The organism is Burkholderia sp. MSMB1459WGS (genome assembly GCF_001534535.1).
GTDB lineage: Bacteria > Pseudomonadota > Gammaproteobacteria > Burkholderiales > Burkholderiaceae > Burkholderia.
The window spans coordinates 175786-193337 of record NZ_LPMU01000061.1 but is presented as its reverse complement, the minus strand read 5'-3'; the positions used below and the strand labels follow the sequence as shown (position 1 = coordinate 193337).

General features: G+C 68.8%; 12 protein-coding genes. 5 read left to right on the top strand and 7 right to left on the bottom strand.

Translation table 11 applies throughout. The features are described 5' to 3' along the window. Positions 1 to 26: 26 nt before the first annotated feature. A complete protein-coding gene (locus tag WT97_RS23705) occupies positions 27 to 779 on the bottom strand; it encodes a class I SAM-dependent methyltransferase (RefSeq protein ID WP_060354531.1) in 753 nt (250 codons plus the stop codon). A 216-nt stretch (positions 780 to 995) separates the two neighbouring features. On the opposite strand from WT97_RS23705, the gene WT97_RS23700 reads away from it, so the two are divergent. The 3 genes from WT97_RS23700 to WT97_RS23690 all read left to right on the top strand — a co-directional run bounded on the left by WT97_RS23700 (position 996) and on the right by WT97_RS23690 (position 4098). Further along, entirely contained in the window at positions 996 to 1805 is an 810-nt protein-coding gene (locus WT97_RS23700; protein WP_059504830.1) for a helix-turn-helix transcriptional regulator, read from the top strand. Positions 1806 to 1909: 104 nt separating this feature from the next. Further along, on the top strand, positions 1910 to 3319 hold the full coding sequence (argH, locus tag WT97_RS23695; RefSeq protein ID WP_059504829.1) for an argininosuccinate lyase: 1410 nt from the start codon (positions 1910 to 1912) through the stop codon (positions 3317 to 3319). A 95-nt stretch (positions 3320 to 3414) separates the two neighbouring features. Next, positions 3415 to 4098, top strand: a complete 684-nt coding sequence (locus WT97_RS23690) for an HAD family phosphatase (RefSeq protein WP_059504827.1) — start codon at positions 3415 to 3417, stop codon at positions 4096 to 4098. An 88-nt stretch (positions 4099 to 4186) separates the two neighbouring features. Here WT97_RS23690 and WT97_RS23685 read toward each other — a convergent pair whose 3' ends face one another. From WT97_RS23685 to apbC, 5 genes are all read right to left on the bottom strand, one after another. Next, positions 4187 to 5005: a lysozyme inhibitor LprI family protein gene (locus WT97_RS23685; protein WP_059504826.1), complete on the bottom strand. Its 819-nt coding sequence runs from the start codon at positions 5003 to 5005 to the stop codon at positions 4187 to 4189. Continuing rightward, positions 5005 to 7284 carry an arginine/lysine/ornithine decarboxylase gene (locus WT97_RS23680; protein WP_059504824.1) on the bottom strand — a complete coding sequence of 760 codons (2280 nt, stop codon included), beginning with the start codon at positions 7282 to 7284 and terminating at the stop codon, positions 5005 to 5007. Before WT97_RS23680 ends, WT97_RS23685 begins: the two co-directional genes overlap by 1 nt. 81 nt (positions 7285 to 7365) lie before the next feature. Continuing rightward, positions 7366 to 7935: a dCTP deaminase gene (gene dcd / locus WT97_RS23675; RefSeq protein ID WP_006398615.1), complete on the bottom strand. Its 570-nt coding sequence runs from the start codon at positions 7933 to 7935 to the stop codon at positions 7366 to 7368. A gap of 189 nt (positions 7936 to 8124) precedes the next feature. After that, positions 8125 to 8661, bottom strand: a complete 537-nt coding sequence (sodC, locus tag WT97_RS23670) for a superoxide dismutase [Cu-Zn] (protein WP_034208121.1) — start codon at positions 8659 to 8661, stop codon at positions 8125 to 8127. 133 nt (positions 8662 to 8794) lie between these two features. Next, on the bottom strand, positions 8795 to 9886 hold the full coding sequence (gene apbC, locus WT97_RS23665) for an iron-sulfur cluster carrier protein ApbC (RefSeq protein ID WP_059504822.1): 1092 nt from the start codon (positions 9884 to 9886) through the stop codon (positions 8795 to 8797). Between the two features lie 351 nt (positions 9887 to 10237). On the opposite strand from apbC, the gene WT97_RS23660 reads away from it, so the two are divergent. Both WT97_RS23660 and metG read left to right on the top strand, forming a co-directional pair. After that, positions 10238 to 10885 carry an OmpA family protein gene (locus tag WT97_RS23660; RefSeq protein WP_006485420.1) on the top strand — a complete coding sequence of 216 codons (648 nt, stop codon included), beginning with the start codon at positions 10238 to 10240 and terminating at the stop codon, positions 10883 to 10885. Between the two features lie 379 nt (positions 10886 to 11264). Further along, positions 11265 to 13415, top strand: a complete 2151-nt coding sequence (metG, locus tag WT97_RS23655; protein ID WP_060354530.1) for a methionine--tRNA ligase — start codon at positions 11265 to 11267, stop codon at positions 13413 to 13415. 92 nt (positions 13416 to 13507) lie between these two features. Here the strand turns inward: metG and WT97_RS23650 are convergent, their stop codons facing one another. Continuing rightward, positions 13508 to 17530 carry a translocation/assembly module TamB domain-containing protein gene (locus WT97_RS23650; RefSeq protein WP_060354586.1) on the bottom strand — a complete coding sequence of 1341 codons (4023 nt, stop codon included), beginning with the start codon at positions 17528 to 17530 and terminating at the stop codon, positions 13508 to 13510. Positions 17531 to 17552 lie beyond the last annotated feature (22 nt).

Genomic DNA, 17552 nt, shown 5'->3' with positions numbered 1-17552 from the left:
GAAACGGCGCGGCGCGCGCCGCACGCTCAGTGCGCGTCGATCAGCAACGCATCGTGCTCGAACGAACCGTCGGGCTGCACCGCGTAATAGCCGCGCACCTCGTCCGGCGCATGCGCCCACAGCGCGCGAATGCCGGCGACGCTGTCGGCCGGCGTGCGGATGCGCGCGACCCACGTGTCGAAATCGATCGGCAACCGCCAGCGGCTGTGCACCTGCGCATCGAAACCGGCTGCGCGGAACATCGCGAGCCATTCGTCCGCGCGATAGTCGCGCACGTGCGACGCGTCGCGCAGCACTTCCGCGGCCTGCAGGTACGTATCGAGGAGCGGATGGTCGTTGCCGGCGATGTCGATCATCAACACGCGGCCGCCCGGCTTCAGCACGCGACGCACCTCGGCGAGCGCCGCGCGCATGTCGTGCCAGTGGTGCGCGCTCATCCGGCTCACGACCCAGTCGAACGTCGCGGTGTCGAACGGCAGCCGCTCGGCCGGGCCCTGCTGCGTGCGGATGTTCGCGAACCCGCGCTCGCGTGCGGCCGCGTCGACGGTCGCGAGCATCGGCGCGGCGAGATCGTACGCGACCACGTCGCGCACGTGCGGCGCGACCGCGAAGCTCGCGTGGCCGGCGCCGCAACCGAGGTCGAGCACCGCCGCATCGGGCGTCGCACTCACCGCGTCGGCGAGCGCCTGCAGGTCGGCGCCCGTCGCATGAACCGTGCTCGTCAGATAGGCGGCGGCCGTCGTGCCGAATGCGTCGGCGACCTGGTCGTGGTGTTTCATCGTTCGCTCCTTTTCTTGATGCAGCCGGCCGAACCCGGCGCTCCCGCGCGCGATCCGGCCCCGTGCAACGTTTTGTGGGACGCCCGCTGCCCTGCCAGCGCGCGAGCCGCTACAATAGGCCCGCACGTGTACCAGTACAAGTTAAGCAGTTATTCTGGTATTCGATCCACCTGTCTGATCGTTGCCGCGTCTTCGTCTCCATTTCGCCGTTTCCGCATGAACCAGCCGTCCTCCGCTCCCGTCCCGCCGCTCGACGCCACGCCCGCTCGCGCGCTCGGCGAATTCATCCGCGCCCATCGCGAGCGGCTGTCGCCGCAGGCCGTCGGCCTGCCGCCCGGCCCGCGCCGCCGCACGCCGGGGCTGCGGCGCGAGGAAGTCGCGCAACTGTGCGGCGTCAGCCCGACCTGGTACACGTGGATCGAACAGGGCCGGCCCGTGTCGGCGTCGGCCGACGCGCTCGCCCGGATCGCCGTCGCGCTGCAACTGTCGAAGGCCGAGCGCGCGTACCTGTTCGAGCTGGCCGCGCAGCGCGACCCAGCCGAGCCCGATGTCGCGGGCGGCGACCTGCCGCCGACGCTCGCCGCGACCGTCGCGGCGATCGCGACGCCCGCCTACGTGCTCGACCGCCAATGGAACGCGCTCGCGTGGAATGCGCCGGCCGCCGCACTCTTTTCCGGCTGGCTCGACGGCGAGCACGACCGCAACCTGCTGCGCTTCACGTTCATGTCGCCGGACGCCCGCACGCTGATCGTCGACTGGGAAACCCGCGCGCGGCGGCTCGCGGCCGAATTCCGCGCCGATGCGATCCGCCACCTGACCGATGCGCCGACGCGCGCGCTGATCGACGCGCTGACGGCCGGCAGCGACGCGTTCGCGCAGTACTGGGCATCCCAGGACGTGTTCGAGCGCGAAGGCGGGCTGCGCGAATTCGACCACCCGGCCGACGGCCGCCTCGTGTACCAGCAGATTACGCTGAAGCCCGCGCACCGCGAGGACCTGAAGCTCGTCGTGCTGGTACGCGACTGAGCACCGCCCGCGCCGGCAAAGGCCGGTGGGCCGGCCCGCGAATGTTAGAATCGCGGGATTCCCTCGGCGGCGCACGCCGCCCAACTCCCCTTCGAAGAATCGCCATGACGTCCCAACTGCACAAAAAGGGCGAGGCCTGGTCGGCCCGCTTCTCGGAACCGATGTCGGAGCTGGTCAAGCGCTACACGTCGTCGGTGTTTTTCGACAAGCGCCTCGCGCTCGTCGACATCGCCGGCTCGCTCGCGCACGCGAACATGCTCGCCGCGCAGAAGATCATCAGCGCCGACGACCTGGCCGCGATCGAACGCGGGATGGCGCAGATCAAGGGCGAAATCGAGCGCGGCGAATTCGAATGGCAGCTCGACCTGGAAGACGTCCACCTGAACATCGAGGCGCGCCTGACCGCGCTGATCGGCGATGCCGGCAAGCGCCTGCATACCGGCCGCTCGCGCAACGACCAGGTCGCGACCGACATCCGCCTGTGGCTGCGCGGCGAGATCGACCGCATCGGCGGCCTGCTGAACGACCTGCGCGGCGCACTGATCGACCTCGCGGAACAGAACGCCGACACGATCATGCCGGGCTTCACGCATCTGCAGGTCGCGCAGCCGGTCACATTCGGCCATCACCTGCTCGCGTACGTCGAGATGTTCACGCGCGACGCGGAACGCATGCGCGACTGCCGCACCCGCGTGAACCGCCTGCCGCTCGGCGCGGCCGCGCTCGCGGGCACCAGCTACCCGATCGATCGTCACGCGGTCGCGAAGACGCTCGGCTTCGACGGCATCTGCGCGAACTCGCTCGACGCGGTGTCGGATCGCGACTTCGCGATCGAATTCACCGCGGCGGCCGCGCTCGTGATGACGCACGTGTCGCGCTTCTCCGAAGAGCTCGTGCTGTGGATGAGCCCGCGCGTCGGCTTCATCGACATCGCCGACCGCTTCTGCACCGGCAGCTCGATCATGCCGCAGAAGAAGAACCCCGACGTGCCGGAACTCGCGCGCGGCAAGACCGGCCGCGTGAACGGCCACCTGATGGCGCTGCTCACGCTGATGAAGGGCCAGCCGCTCGCCTACAACAAGGACAACCAGGAAGACAAGGAACCGCTGTTCGACACGGTCGACACGGTCGCCGACACGCTGCGGATCTTCGCCGAGATGGTCGCGGGCATCACCGTGAAGCCGGACGCGATGCGCGCGGCCGCGCTGCAGGGCTTCTCGACCGCCACCGACCTCGCCGACTACCTCGTGAAGCGCGGCCTGCCGTTCCGCGACGCGCACGAAGCCGTCGCACACGCGGTCAAGATCTGCGACGACCGCGGCATCGACCTCGCCGACCTGACGCTCGACGAGATGAAGCGGGAACTGCCGAACGTCGCGCACCTGATCGGCGACGACGTGTTCGGCTACCTGACGCTCGAAGGGTCGGTCGCGAGCCGCAACCATCCGGGCGGCACCGCGCCCGACCAGGTGCGTGCGGCCGTCAACGCTGCCCGCGCCGCGCTGGGCAAGTAACGACCCGCAGTCTCCGACGGACGCCTTCGGCGTCCGTTTTTCATTCGGGCGGCCGACGCGCCGCCCGCCGCCTCCCCCGCTTCACGGATGCCCCGATGACCTTTTCCGCCGCGCTCTTCGACATGGACGGCCTGCTCGTCGATTCCGAGCGGACCATCATGAACACGTGGATCGACGTGTCGAACGCGCACGGCGTCGCGCTGACCGAGATCGATTATCTGCAGATCGTCGGCCGCTCGTTCGCCGAAGGCCAGGTGATCCTCGCGCGACTGATCGGCGACCCCGACACGTTCGACGCGGTGCGCATCCGCGTGCGCGAGCAACTCGCCGCACCCGAACCCCATCCGAAGTTTCCGCTGAAGTCGGGCGCGCTTGCGCTGCTCGACACACTCGCGCAGGCCGGCATTCCGTGCGCGGTCGCGTCGTCATCCGCGCGCGACGTGATCCGCGCGCGGCTCGACGCCGTCGGCGTGCTGCCGTTCTTCCGCGCGATCGCGGGCGGCGACGAAGTCGCGCGCGGCAAACCCGACCCGGCCGTCTACCGGCTCGCGGCCGAGCGCCTCGGCGTGCCGGCCCACGCGTGCGTCGCGTTCGAGGACAGCGACTTCGGTGCGCTGTCGGCCGCCGGCGCGGGCGCCGCGGTCGTCACCGTGCCCGACCTGAAGGCGCCGACGCCCGACATCGTCGCGCTGAGCCTGCACGTGCTCGCGTCGCTCGACGACGCGGTCTCGCTCGTGCCGACGTGGTTCGGCCGGCTGGACACGCAGCAGAGCGCGTAAGCGGCGCACACGGCCCGCCAATGCCAACGGGCACCCGAGGGTGCCCGTTTTGCGTTGCCGAGCCGGATCATCGGCCTCGCCGCGATTCCTACCGATTGCCGGCCGTCTCCGACAGCCGCTTCATCGTCGCGATGCGCGCACCGATCAGGTCGACGCGGCCGTCCTCGCCGACGAGCGGCGCCGTCGCATCGCGGAACGCCACCCACGCGCGCTGCGCGCGCACGAGCGTCGCGGCCGAATGCGCGGGCATCTTGCGGCGCAGCTTCTGGTAATAGCGGTTCAGGTCGAACAGCGCGTGTTCGCACGCGGCGTCCTGCGCGCACGGCCGCACGCGGCGGATCGCCGGATCGCGCGGCGCGTTCGCCGGCTTGGCGCCGGCCGGTGCAGCCGCAGCCGCACCGCCCTGCGCACCGCTCGTCGCCGCGACCGGCACGGCGGCGGGCGGCGGTGCATAGCGATCGGCCGCCCCACGCAGCGCCAGCGCGCGATCGCGCACCGGCTGCAGTTGCAGGTCGGCGCTCGACATCGCATACGCGGTGCCGCGCGTCGTGTCGTACACGGCCTTCAGCAGTTGCACTTCGTCCTTGCGCCACGTGAGCCAGCGGCGCTGGCTCTCCTGCCAGCCGCGCTTCGCGTCGGCCGGCGCGTCCTTCGACAAGCGCTGGTACGCGCCGTCCATCACTGCCTGCCACTGCTGCTGCGCTTCGCCCATGCACTGGATCTGGCCGGCCGGCGACGACCGATCGCGCCGCGCGAGACATTGCCGCATCGCGACGTCGATCGGGTCGGCCGCCGCGACTTCCGCGTGAACGGCACCCGCGCCTGCGAGCCCCGTCAATCCTGCCGCCCAGACGACGAGCGCGGCCAGCGCCGCGCGCATCGTCCGGAATCGTCCGTGCGTCGCCATCAGTCGCGCACGCAGTCGACGAAGTACTCGACGCGGCCGTTCACCTCTTCCGCGACGAGGCCGTGGATGTCGGTGTGGAAGCCCGGGAAACGCTCGTTGAAGTCGCGCGCGAACCGCAGGTAGTTCACGATCGTCTTGTTGAAGCGCTCGCCCGGGATCAGCAGCGGAATGCCCGGCGGGTACGGCGTGAGCAGGATGCTCGTCACGCGGCCTTCGAGCTCGTCGAGCGGCACGCGGTCGATCTTGCGGTGCGCGAGCTTCGCGAACGCGTCCGACGGCTTCATCGCCGGCTCCATGTCCGACAGGTACATCTCGGTCGTCAGACGGGCGATGTCGTTCGCGCGGTACACGTCGTGGATCTGCGTGCACAGGTCGCGCAGGCCGACGCGCTCGTAGCGCGGATGCTGCGCGACGAATTCCGGCAGCACGCGCCACAGCGGCTGGTTGTTGTCGTAATCGTCCTTGAACTGCTGCAGCTCGGTCACCATCGAGTTCCAGCGGCCCTTCGTGATGCCGATCGTGAACATGATGAAGAACGAATACAGGCCCGTCTTCTCGACGATGATCCCGTGCTCGGCCAGATACTTCGTGACGATCGCGGCCGGAATGCCGGTCTCGCCGAACTCGCCGTCGACGTCGAGCCCCGGCGTGATGATCGTCGCCTTGATCGGGTCGAGCATGTTGAAGCCTTCCGCGAGCGGGCCGAAGCCGTGCCAGTGGTCGTTCGGCTTCAGCATCCAGTCTTCGCGCGAACCGATGCCTTCCTCGGACAGGTTGTCCGGCCCCCACACGCTGAAGAACCAGTCGTCGCCGTATTCGGCGTCGACCTTGCGCATCGCGCGGCGGAAATCGATCGCCTCGGCGATCGATTCCTCGACGAGCGCGGTGCCGCCCGGCGGCTCCATCATCGCGGCCGCGACGTCGCACGACGCGATGATCGCGTACTGCGGGCTCGTCGACGTGTGCATCAGGTACGCCTCGTTGAAGCGGTGCTTGTCGAACGTGCGGTTCTCCGAATCCTGCACGACGATCTGCGAGGCCTGCGAGATACCGGCGAGCAGCTTGTGCGTCGAGTGCGTCGCGAACACGAGCGCGCCCGTGCGCGGCCGGCCGTCGCCGATCGCGTGCATGTCGCGGTAGAAATCGTGGAACGTCGCGTGCGGCAGCCACGCTTCGTCGAAGTGCAGCGTGTCGAGCAGGTCGCCGAGCAGGTCCTTGATCATCTCGACGTTGTAGACGACGCCGTCGTACGTGCTCTGCGTGATCGTCAGGATCCGCGGCTTCATGTCCGGGTTCTGGCGCATCGCCTCGCGCGCGAACGGGTTCGCCTCGATCTTCTTGCGGATGTTCTCCGGCTTGAACTCGTCGCGCGGGATCGGCCCGATGATGCCGAAATGGTTGCGCGTCGGCGTGAGGAACACCGGGATCGCACCCGTCATCGTGATCGCGTGCAGGATCGACTTATGGCAGTTGCGGTCGACCAGCACGATGTCGCCGGGCGCGACCGTCGCGTGCCAGACGATCTTGTTCGACGTCGACGTGCCGTTGGTCACGAAGAACAGGTGATCCGCGCTGAAGATGCGCGCCGCGTTGCGCTCGGACGCCGCGACCGGGCCCGTGTGATCGAGCAGCTGGCCGAGTTCGTCCACCGCGTTGCAGACGTCCGCGCGCAGCATGTTCTCGCCGAAGAACTGGTGGAACATCTGGCCGAGCGGGTTCTTCAGGAACGCGACGCCGCCCGAGTGACCGGGGCAGTGCCACGAGTACGAGCCTTCGTCCGCGTACTTGACGAGCTCCTTGAAGAACGGCGGCGCGAGCGAATCGAGATAGACCTTCGCTTCGCGGATGATGTGGCGCGCGACGAACTCCGGCGTGTCCTCGAACATGTGGATGAAGCCGTGCAGCTCGCGCAGGATGTCGTTCGGCAGATGCCGCGACGTGCGCGTCTCGCCGTACAGGAAGATCGGGATGTCCGCGTTGCGGCGGCGCACTTCGGTGACGAACGCGCGCAGCTCGATGATCGCGGTCGCGAGCTCGGGCAGCTCGCCGTCCGGCCCGGTTTCGCCGAGCATGAGTTCGTCGTCGTCGATCGACAGGATGAAGCACGACGCGCGGCTCGATTGCTGCGCGAACGACGTCAGATCGCCGTAGCTCGTGAGGCCGAGGACTTCGACGCCCTCCTTCTCGATCGCTTCGGCCAACGCCCGGATGCCGGAGCCCGAGATGTTCTCGGAGCGGAAATCTTCGTCGATGATGACGACGGGAAAACGAAACTTCATGGGCGATTCTCCAAAAAGAACGACCGCGGCGCGTCACGCGCAGCGGTCACCCGGAAACTGGTGAGACGTTATGCAACCAGATCAGGTTTTCGGCAGCGTGACACCGCGCTGACCCTGATACTTGCCGCCGCGATCGGCGTACGACACGTCGCACACCTCGTCGCTCTCGAAGAACAAGACCTGCGCGACGCCTTCGTTCGCGTAGATCTTCGCGGGCAGCGGCGTGGTATTCGAGAATTCCAGCGTGACGTAGCCTTCCCACTCGGGTTCGAACGGCGTCACGTTGACGATGATCCCGCAGCGCGCGTAGGTCGACTTGCCGAGGCAGACCGTCAGCACGGTGCGCGGGATGCGGAAATATTCGACGGTGCGGGCCAGCGCGAACGAATTCGGCGGGATGATGCACACGTCGCCCTTGAAATCGACAAACGAGCCCTCGTCGAAGTTCTTCGGATCGACGATCGTCGAGTTGATGTTCGTGAAAATCTTGAATTCGTCCGCGCAGCGGATATCGTAGCCGTAGCTCGACGTGCCGTAGCTGACGATCCGGCGGCCGTCCTCGGACGCGCGGACCTGATCGGGCACGAACGGCTCGATCATCTTGTGCTCTTCGGCCATGCGCCGAATCCATTTGTCGGACTTGATGCTCATGCCGGCCTCCGCGCATGGCGGGAACGGGGGGACTGCGTCCCCCCGAGCGAACGAAGTGAGCGTTGGGGTCGTTTCATATCGGGGCGCCAGGAAACGCTGCGTGACAGTCGGGAAGGGCCGCTCGCGCCAGGCGGCGGCCGGGAAAGGCGCACATTTTACGCGATCGTCGGCCCGCGCATGCGGCGGCCGTCAACGGATCACCCCGCAAGCCAGCGCCGGCCCCGCGCCATGCTGCGGAAACGCCGGGTCGCTCGAGTCGCGGTGCACCAGCGCCGCGCGGTTCATCGCCGAGCGCACGCCATCGAGGGCCAGGTCGGGCGCGACGATGAAGCCGGCCGCGACGCCGTTCGCATCCGCATGGATGTTGCCGAGATCGCCGGCGACGCGCGCGCCCGCGCGCAGCCGGTCGGCGGCCGGCGCGAACACCTGGCCGGCGCTCGAGCCGTCGCCCGCGTTGCAGTCGCCGCGTTCGTGCACCTGCAGCGCGTGATCGCTGTTCGGCGGCAGGCCGACCAGGTTGTAGGTGACCTGCACGCCGTCCGGGCGCTCGACGAACGTCACCGCGCCGCGCGCCTGCGAGCCGACCGTCGGCTGCAGTTGCGCGTCGGCCCGTTTTTCGTGCGACGAGGAAAAGGAGGTACAGCCGGCCAGCAGGCCCAGCGCGGCGGCGGCCAGCAGCGCGCGCCGCGCGCGGCCGGCGCGCACGCCGTGATGTCGTTGTTTCATTCGATCCTCATACCGGCTGGCGGCCGTGTGAGACGACGGCCGCGCCGGGTGGGTAAAGGGACCCGGGAAAAGTCGCCATGATACCGCGCCTCGCGGCGCCGTAAACAGCGTGAGGCCCCGCCCCGCAAGGGTTTTACGTATTTTGAACAACGATCGACGGGAACTTCGACGTCATGTCGCGCGATCGCTCGGCGATCGCCAGCGCGACGCCGCGCGCGATATCGCGGTAGCGCCGCGCCAGCGCGCCGTCCGGCTCGGCCGCAACCGTCGGCGCGCCGCTGTCGGCGCGCTCGCGAATCGCGATGTCGAGCGGCAGGCTGCCCAGCACGTTCACGCCGTAATCCTTCGCCATCCGCTCCGCGCCGCCCGCGCCGAAGATGTGCTCCTCGTGGCCGCAGTTCGAGCAGATGTGGATGCTCATGTTCTCGACGATGCCGAGGATCGGAATCCCGACCTTCTCGAACATCTTCAGCCCTTTCTTCGCGTCGAGCAGCGCGATGTCCTGCGGCGTGGTGACGATCACCGCGCCGGTGACGGGCACGCGCTGCGCGAGCGTGAGCTGGATGTCGCCCGTACCGGGCGGCATGTCGACGATCAGGTAGTCGAGCTCGCGCCAGTTGGTCTGGCGCAGCAGTTGCTCGAGTGCGGACGTCGCCATCGGGCCGCGCCACACCATCGGGTTGTCTTCCTCGATCAGGAAGCCGATCGAGTTCGCCTGCAGCCCATGGCCGACGAGCGGGTTCATCGACTGGTTGTCCGGCGACTCGGGGCGCTGGCCGTGGATGCCGAGCATCGTCGGCAGCGACGGGCCGTAGATGTCGGCGTCGAGGATGCCGACCGCCGCGCCTTCAGCGGCGAGCGCGAGCGCGAGGTTCACGGCCGTCGTGCTCTTGCCGACGCCGCCCTTGCCCGACGCGACCGCGACGATGTTCTTCACGTTCGGCAACAACTTCACGCCGCGCTGCACCGTATGCGCGACGATCTCCTGCGACACGGCGACGCGCGCATCGCGCACGCCCGGCACGGCCTGCAGCGCCGCGGCGACGCGCGCGCGCACGTCGTCGTGCTGGCTGCGCGCCGGATAACCGAGCACCACGTCGAGCGCCACGACATCGCCGTCGATCGCGACGTTGCGCACGCCCTTGTTCGCCGCGTACGGGCGGCCGGTATTGGGGTCGACGACTGCCGCCAGTGCGGCGTCGACTTGTGCCCGGTCAATGCTCATCGAAACTCCGTGAAAACGTTTTTCGCGCGCGCAAACGTCAAAAAATATCAAATTACGCTGCGAAAATCGGGAAAAGTGAAAGAATCTGTTGCACGCCATTGCGCGAACGCGCGACCCGGCGCACTCTTCGCGTGCGGCACGCTATAGGGCCAAATCGGCCGCTTACGCCTATATTGTAGAGGCTGACGCGTCGCACTGTCCGAACAGCCACGCTGACGGACAGGGCATGCGACCGCCTCGGCGGCTGCCGCGAGCGCAGGCCGGCCTTCCTTTTTCGGCGGGCCCGCGCAGGGAGCCGTAGCTGTTGTTTGTCGTCGTTGTCGACTCGTTCAACCAAGAGAGGAATCCAACATGAACATGAAAATCGCGACTCGCCTGTCCGTCTTCGCACTCGCCGGCGCGCTGCTGGCGGGCTGCGCCACGCAGCAGGGCAACAATACGGCCGTCGGCACCGGCACGGGTGCGGCGCTGGGCGCAGGGATCGGCGCACTGGCCGGCGGCGGCAAGGGCGCGGCGATCGGCGCGGGCGTCGGTGCACTGGTCGGCGGCGTGACGGGTTACAACTGGCAAGCGATCAAGAACAAGCTCGCGCCGTCGGCAGCGCAGACGGGTACGCAGGTCACCGAACAGCCGGACGGCTCGCTGAAGCTGAACGTGCCGAGCTCGGTCACGTTCGCGACGAACCAGTACGCGATCACGCCGGCGTTCACGCCGCTGCTGAACGACCTGGCGACGACGCTGAACCAGAACCCGCAAGTGACGGCGTCGATCGTCGGCTACACGGACAGCACGGGCTCGGCGCAGCTGAACCAGACGCTGTCGCAGAACCGCGCGCAAAGCGTCGTGAACGCGCTCGTGCAGCGCGGCGTGAACGGCGGCCGTCTGTCGGCGCAAGGCATGGGCGCATCGAACCCGATCGCGGACAACGCGACCGAAGCCGGCCGCGCACAAAACCGCCGCGTCGAGATCTACCTGCGCGCGCCGCAACAGCATCAGTAAGCGCGACCACGAGAGGAAACGTGCGGGCGCCCTGCCCGCACAGCCCCGCCTCACAAGGCTTTCGGCGGGGCCGGTAACAAATCGAAAAATTTTTCGAACTTCTGTCGCAGCCCGTGGTCAGTATTTACGGTACGCGGCTGGTGTTGCCGGCGCGTCACCATTCTCCTCTTGTCGTTGTTGCTCCGGGGCCGTATCCGCCCCGGTTTTTTTTGCCCGCGAAATTCGTGCTGCAATGCAGCACGACGCTGTCGGGCGCGCCGCATGCGCAGCCGCGCCCCTTTCGCCGCCCGGTCCGCGGCGCGTGCCCGCCGCGCCGGCCCGTGCCCCTGCTAGAATCGCGGTTTCCCGTCGTTTTTCCCGCTGTTCTTCTCCAGACCCTATGTCCGCATCCGACCTCACTACCGTGCAGGCTGCGGCGCCGCAAGGCGGCCGCCAGATCCTCGTTACGTCCGCACTGCCCTATGCCAACGGGCAGATCCACATCGGCCACCTGGTCGAGTACATCCAGACCGACATCTGGGTGCGGGCGCTGCGAATGCATGGCCACGAGGTCTACTACATCGGCGCCGACGATACGCACGGCACGCCGATCATGCTGCGCGCGGAGCAGGAAGGCCTGACGCCGAAGCAGCTGATCGACCGCGTGTGGACCGAGCACAAGCGCGACTTCGACAGCTTCGGCGTGTCGTTCGACAACTTCTACTCGACCGATTCGGACGAGAACCGCGTGCTGAGCGAGAAGATCTATCTGGCGCTGCAGGAAGCCGGCCTGATCGCCGAACGCGAAATCGAGCAAGCGTACGATCCGGTCAAGGAAATGTTCCTGCCGGACCGCTTCATCAAGGGCGAGTGCCCGAAGTGCCACGCGAAGGACCAGTACGGCGACAGCTGCGAGGTGTGCGGCTCGACGTACCTGCCGACCGAACTGCTGAACCCGTATTCGGTCGTGTCGGGCGTGACGCCGGTGCGCAAGACCTCGAAGCACTACTTCTTCCGCCTGTCCGACCCGCGTTGCGAATCGTTCCTGCGCGAATGGGTGAGCGGCCTCGCGCAGCCCGAAGCGACCAACAAGATGCGCGAATGGCTCGGCGATGCCGGCGAAGCCAAGCTCGCCGACTGGGACATCTCGCGCGACGCGCCGTACTTCGGCTTCGAGATCCCCGGCGCGCCCGGCAAGTATTTCTACGTGTGGCTCGACGCGCCGGTCGGCTACTACGCGAGCTTCAAGAACCTGTGCGACCGCAACGGCATCGATTTCGATGCGTGGATCCGCCCGGGCTCGAAGGCCGAGCAGTATCACTTCATCGGCAAGGACATCCTGTACTTCCACACGCTGTTCTGGCCGGCGATGCTCGAGTTCTCGGGGCACCGCACGCCGACCAACGTGTTCGCGCACGGCTTCCTGACGGTCGACGGCGCGAAGATGTCGAAATCGCGCGGCACGTTCATCACCGCGCGGAGCTACATCGACACGGGCCTGAACCCCGAGTGGCTGCGCTACTACTTCGCCGCGAAGCTGAACGCGACGATGGAAGACATCGACCTGAACCTCGACGACTTCCAGGCGCGCGTGAACAGCGATCTCGTCGGCAAGTACGTGAACATCGCGAGTCGCGCGGCAGGTTTCCTGATCAAGCGTTTCGACGGCCGCGTGCAGGACAGCGCGATGAATCATCCGCTCGTCGCGAAGCTGCGCGATGCGATTGCGCAGATCGCCGCGAACTACGAAGCACGCGAATACGGCCGCGCGCTGCGCCACACGATGGAGCTCGCGGACGAAGTGAACGCGTACGTCGACGGCGCGAAGCCATGGGATCTCGCGAAGGATCCGGCCAACGCGGTCGCGCTGCACGAAACCTGCAGCGTGAGCCTCGAAGCCTTCCGCCTGCTGTCGCTCGCGCTGAAGCCGGTGATCCCGCGCGTCGCCGAAGCGGTCGAGGCGTTCTTCGGGATCCCGCCGCTCGTGTGGGCCGATGCCGCGAAGCCGCTGTCGTCGGCGCAGCCGATCAAGGCGTACCAGCACCTGATGACGCGCGTCGATGCGAAGCAGATCGAAGCGCTGCTCGCCGCGAACCGCGATTCGCTGCAGGCCGAAGCGACGGGTGCAGCCGCCGCGAGCGCGAACGCCGCGAAGAATGCGAAGCGCAATGCCAACGAGAAGCCGGCCGCCGCGAACGGCACCGACGACGCGCCGATCTCGATCGACGATTTCGCGAAGATCGACCTGCGCATCGCGAAGATCGTCGCGTGCCAGGCCGTCGAAGGCTCGGACAAGCTGCTGCAGCTCACGCTCGACGTCGGCGAGGAAAAGACCCGCAACGTGTTCTCGGGCATCAAGTCCGCGTACCAGCCGGAGCAGCTCGTCGGCAAGCTGACGGTGATGGTCGCGAACCTCGCGCCGCGCAAGATGAAGTTCGGCCTGTCCGAAGGGATGGTGCTCGCCGCGTCGGCCGCCGACGAAAAGGCGGAACCGGGCCTCTACATCCTCGAACCGCACAGCGGCGCGAAGCCCGGCATGCGCGTGAAGTAAGCCGAACGCGCTGCTGCCTGCGCAAAAAAGCCCCGCACGATGTCGAATCGTGCGGGGCTTTTTCATTGCCGCCCGCTACGCCACGCCCGCGCTCAGCGCTGCCCGAACCAGCGATCGAAGCGCCGCGTGTAGTTCAGATCGACGCCCTGGAACGTGCCGCCGTACGCGGACACCGACCAGAAGCGCGTCAGGTTGATCGTCGCCTTGAACGCGTTGCTCGCCGATTGCAGCCCCTGCTCGAAGCCGAGCACGAACCGCTCGTTGATCGCCTTCGACACCAGCACGACCTGCGGATCGGTCAGGCCGACTTCGCTGCGGCCGACCGACACCTCGTCGAGTCCGAAGGTCTGCGCGACGCGCTTGCCGGTCACGCTGCCAAGCAGCCCGAGCGCGGCCGTCATCGCCCCCTGCTGGCCGACGTTGTTGCCCTGATCGGTGCCGTGCCCGAACAGCAGCCACGACAGCTTTTCGTTGTCCGTGACGTTCGGCTCCGACACCAGCTTGGCCGTCGGCGACTGGATCGTGCCCGTCACCTGCACGCCGGCCTCGACCTCCTGGTTACGCCGCATCGCGAGGATGTTGACGCCCGGGTTCGACACGGGGCCGTTGAACGTGAAGAAGCCGTTCTCGACCGCGAGCTTGCGGCCGAACGTCGTGTATGTCGAGCCTTCGGTCACGCGCACGTTGCCGACCGCTCGCAGCGGCACGCCCGGCGCGCTCATCACCGTGATCGTGCCGCGCAGCCCGAGATCCGCGCCGTGGCCCTTGAAGCGGAAGTTGTTGCCGAGACCGACGTCGATGTTCGCGCGCGGCGCCAGCGACGGCGCCGGCTTGTTTTCGACCGGCTTCGGCTTCGCGGCCGCGGTGCCGGTCGGCGTCTCGCCGCGCACCGTGCCGTCCGGCTGCACGATCACGACGTCGTCGGACAGGTGCGGCGCCGATTGCTCGGGCAGGTCGAACAGCGCGCGGTCGACCACGAACTTGCCGTCGATCGACAGCGCGCCGCGCGGCCCGTCGTTCGCGACGGTGGCCTTGCCCGACAGCGACAGCTTGCGGTCCGGCGCCGCGAACAGTTCGAGCTTGTCCGCGACGATGCTGGCGGTCAGGTCGGGCGCCTCGCCGTCGAGGCGCACGCGGCCGAGCGCGCGCAGCGTGCCGTCGCCGCCGTGAAATTCGACCTGCTGGAATTCGACGAGGTTGTCCGACAGCTTCACGCGCACGATGCCGTCCTTCAGCTGCACGCCCTGGTCGATGAGCGTCGCGGAAAGGTCGTCGCCCGTCAGCGTCCCCGACAGGTTCGGTTTCACCGGCGTGCCGGAGACCGTCAGCTTCAGCGCCGCACGCCCGCCGAGCAGGTAGCTCGGCCCGAACAGGTTGCCGGTGGTCTTCAGCGCGGGGATGTCGGCGTCGATGCGGCCCGACAGCGGACCGTCGTCGACGATGCCGAACACGCCGTCGCGCAGCGCGAACGGCACCGCGACGTTCGCGTCGAGCGTGCCGATCCGGCTCGCCTTCGCGAGCGCCGTCACGTTGAGCCGGTTGCCGGGCGCGAAGCTCGCGCGTGCGGACAGATCGGTCAGGCCGAGCGACGCGATGCCGCGCCCGGTCTCGATCGTCACGTCGCCGCCGCGGCGCTTCACCTGCACGTACCCCGTCGCGTTCGCGCCGAGCGAGAAGTCCCAGTCGGCATCGAGCACGACGTCGGTCCGCACCGGCGGCCGCTGGCCGGTCAGCGCCTGGCGAACCTCGAGGAAACGCGCGACCGACGCGCCGGTCACGGCGCCCGCCGAGCGCATCTGGCCGCGATCGAACACGAACGATTTCAGGTCGATCGCCGCGCCTTCGAGCGTGAGCCGCGTCGCGCCGAGCGTCACGCGCCCGGCGCCGGCCGAGATCGTCAGCGGCGCCTGCAGCGCGAGCGCCGGCGTGCCGCGATTCGCGAGACGCGTGACGGTGCCGTCCCAGCGCATGCCGTCGCGGTTCTCGACCACGCCGCCGTTCGCCGCGAGCGTCAGGTCGATCACGCGGCCGCCGGCCACCCCGAGCGCCGCTGCGTCGAGCGTGTGCTTCGCGCGCGTGCCGTCGAGGTTCGCGCGCAACGACTTCAGCTTGAACGAGCCGAGCGCGATGTCGGCCGCGTCGGCCGTGAACACGAGTGCGCCGTGTGCGCCGTCGCGGATGTCCGCGCGGCCCTGCGCGGTGCCGATCCGGTTCGAACCGACGACGACGTGCTCGGCCTTGTAGGTGGCCGTCACGTTCGGATGCGCGAAACTGCCGGTCAGGTCGCCCTGCGCCTGCACGAGCCCTTCGACGCCGAAGCCGAGCCGGTCGAGCTGCGGCGCGTCGACGACGAAGCGCAGCCGGTCGCCGGGCGCGCCGAAGCTGCCGCGCAGGTCGACGTGGTTGCCGGCGATCGACAGGGTCGCGTTGCTCGGCAGGATCCGCGAGCCGGCGAGCTGCACGACGCCGGCGCCGGTCAGCGGCACGCCGTCGTACAAGCTGTCGGCGAGCTTGAAGGTCGCCTTCGTCGAGACCTGCGGCGCGAATGCGCCCGACGCCGTCAACGTGCCCGACACGCGCGTCTCGCCGCGCTTGGCCGGCGCCTTGCCGCCGCCCGCCTTCGGTGCGCCCGTCGCGGCGAGCAGCAGCGGATCGAATGCGGTGAGCGTCGCCTTCGCGTCGTAGCTCGAATGCGCGTCGTGGCGGAATACGCCGGTCAGGTCGATGCGCCCCTTGGCCGCAGTCACGCGCGTGTCGGTCAGCACGGTCTGCTTCTGCGTCAGCGCGACCTTGGCGCGCGCGCCGAGCGCGAGCTTCGGGTCGTTCAGGTCGAAATCGACGGTCGTCGCATCGCCCGCGAGCGTGACGCCGAGCGGGCCGCCCAGGCGCATCGGCCGCAACTCGGCGACAAATGCGTTCAGGTCGAGGTTCGCGACCTTCAGGTCGAAGCGGCCCTTGCCGCCCGCGAGCGTGCCGCCGCCCGTCACGCTGCCGTCGCGGATCAGCTTCAGCGCGAGGCCGTCGATCCGTTGCGCGTGCGCGTCGAGATGCACGGTCGCATGCGCGTCGATCAACGGCAGCAGATGATCGCCGAGCGTGCCCGGCTTCGCATTGACGATCGACACCGGGCCCGTCACCGCGAACCCCTTCGCCGGCGCCGAACCTGCCGGCGCGGTCACCGGTGCGAGTTCCGCGCGCACCGCGAGATCGGCCGCCGGGGCGCCGGGCGAAAGCGCCTGCGGGTTCACGTGATCGAACGCGAGCGTCGCGCGCGTGAGCGGCACGGCGCCGAACGGCGCGGCCTCGACGTGCGCGCGCCCGTTCAGCTTCATCCCGCTCGCATCGACCTCGGCGACGAGCGCCTCGAGCGAGCCCGACACGCGGGCCCGCGCGTCGACCGCTTCGTCGGACAGCTTGCCTGCATAGGTGGCTTCGCCCGTCAGCGCGAACGGCTTCACGCCGTCGAGCTTCGCACGCGCGGTCAGCGCGCCGTACGGCGTGTCGACGCCGTCGAGCACGAGTTCATGGTGACGGCCGTCGCTGCGGCCGTTCAGCGCGAGATGGTCGAGTTGCGTCGTCGAACCGCCTTCGTGAATGGCGAGGCGGTCGACGCGCAGGTCGTCGATCCGCACCTGCAGCGGCAGGCTCAGGTCCTGCGGCATCGTACTCGGCGTCGACGGCCCCGGCGCGATCCGCACGTCGATCGTGCCGGCGCGCAGATACGCGACGGACAGCCGCCACGGCGCGCGCGTCAGTGCCCAGCGGCCATCGAGCCGGTCGATGCGAACCTCGGTGCCGGTGCCGTCGGGGCTGGTCCACGCGAACCCGCGCAGGCGCACGCCGGTCGCGAGCGAGCCCCCTTCGAGCGTGCCCGCGAGCCGCGTGCCGAGCACCTTGCCGGCCGCCTGCCACGCGAGCCGCGTCCCGCGTTCGGTCGTCACCGCGCCCAGCACGAGCCCCGCCGCCAGCACGACGAGCAGCACGACCGTCGCGAGCGTCCACGCGACGACACGCCACGCGCGGCCGCGGCGCGGCGCGCGCGACGGCGTGTCGGGCGCGCCGTCGGGCGAATCCGGATCGTGAGGCGGCGGCGTGTCGTTCGGGTCCTTCGTCATGCGGTTCGTCGTGCGGGTCGTC

Coding starts and splice junctions, on each gene's coding strand:
- WT97_RS23705 (WP_060354531.1), bottom strand. CDS start 779: ATGAAACACCACGACCAGGTCGCCGACGCATTCGGCACGACGGCCGCC.
- WT97_RS23700 (WP_059504830.1), top strand. CDS start 996: ATGAACCAGCCGTCCTCCGCTCCCGTCCCGCCGCTCGACGCCACGCCC.
- argH (WP_059504829.1), top strand. CDS start 1,910: ATGACGTCCCAACTGCACAAAAAGGGCGAGGCCTGGTCGGCCCGCTTC.
- WT97_RS23690 (WP_059504827.1), top strand. CDS start 3,415: ATGACCTTTTCCGCCGCGCTCTTCGACATGGACGGCCTGCTCGTCGAT.
- WT97_RS23685 (WP_059504826.1), bottom strand. CDS start 5,005: ATGGCGACGCACGGACGATTCCGGACGATGCGCGCGGCGCTGGCCGCG.
- WT97_RS23680 (WP_059504824.1), bottom strand. CDS start 7,284: ATGAAGTTTCGTTTTCCCGTCGTCATCATCGACGAAGATTTCCGCTCC.
- dcd (WP_006398615.1), bottom strand. CDS start 7,935: ATGAGCATCAAGTCCGACAAATGGATTCGGCGCATGGCCGAAGAGCAC.
- sodC (WP_034208121.1), bottom strand. CDS start 8,661: ATGAAACAACGACATCACGGCGTGCGCGCCGGCCGCGCGCGGCGCGCG.
- apbC (WP_059504822.1), bottom strand. CDS start 9,886: ATGAGCATTGACCGGGCACAAGTCGACGCCGCACTGGCGGCAGTCGTC.
- WT97_RS23660 (WP_006485420.1), top strand. CDS start 10,238: ATGAACATGAAAATCGCGACTCGCCTGTCCGTCTTCGCACTCGCCGGC.
- metG (WP_060354530.1), top strand. CDS start 11,265: ATGTCCGCATCCGACCTCACTACCGTGCAGGCTGCGGCGCCGCAAGGC.
- WT97_RS23650 (WP_060354586.1), bottom strand. CDS start 17,530: ATGACGAAGGACCCGAACGACACGCCGCCGCCTCACGATCCGGATTCG.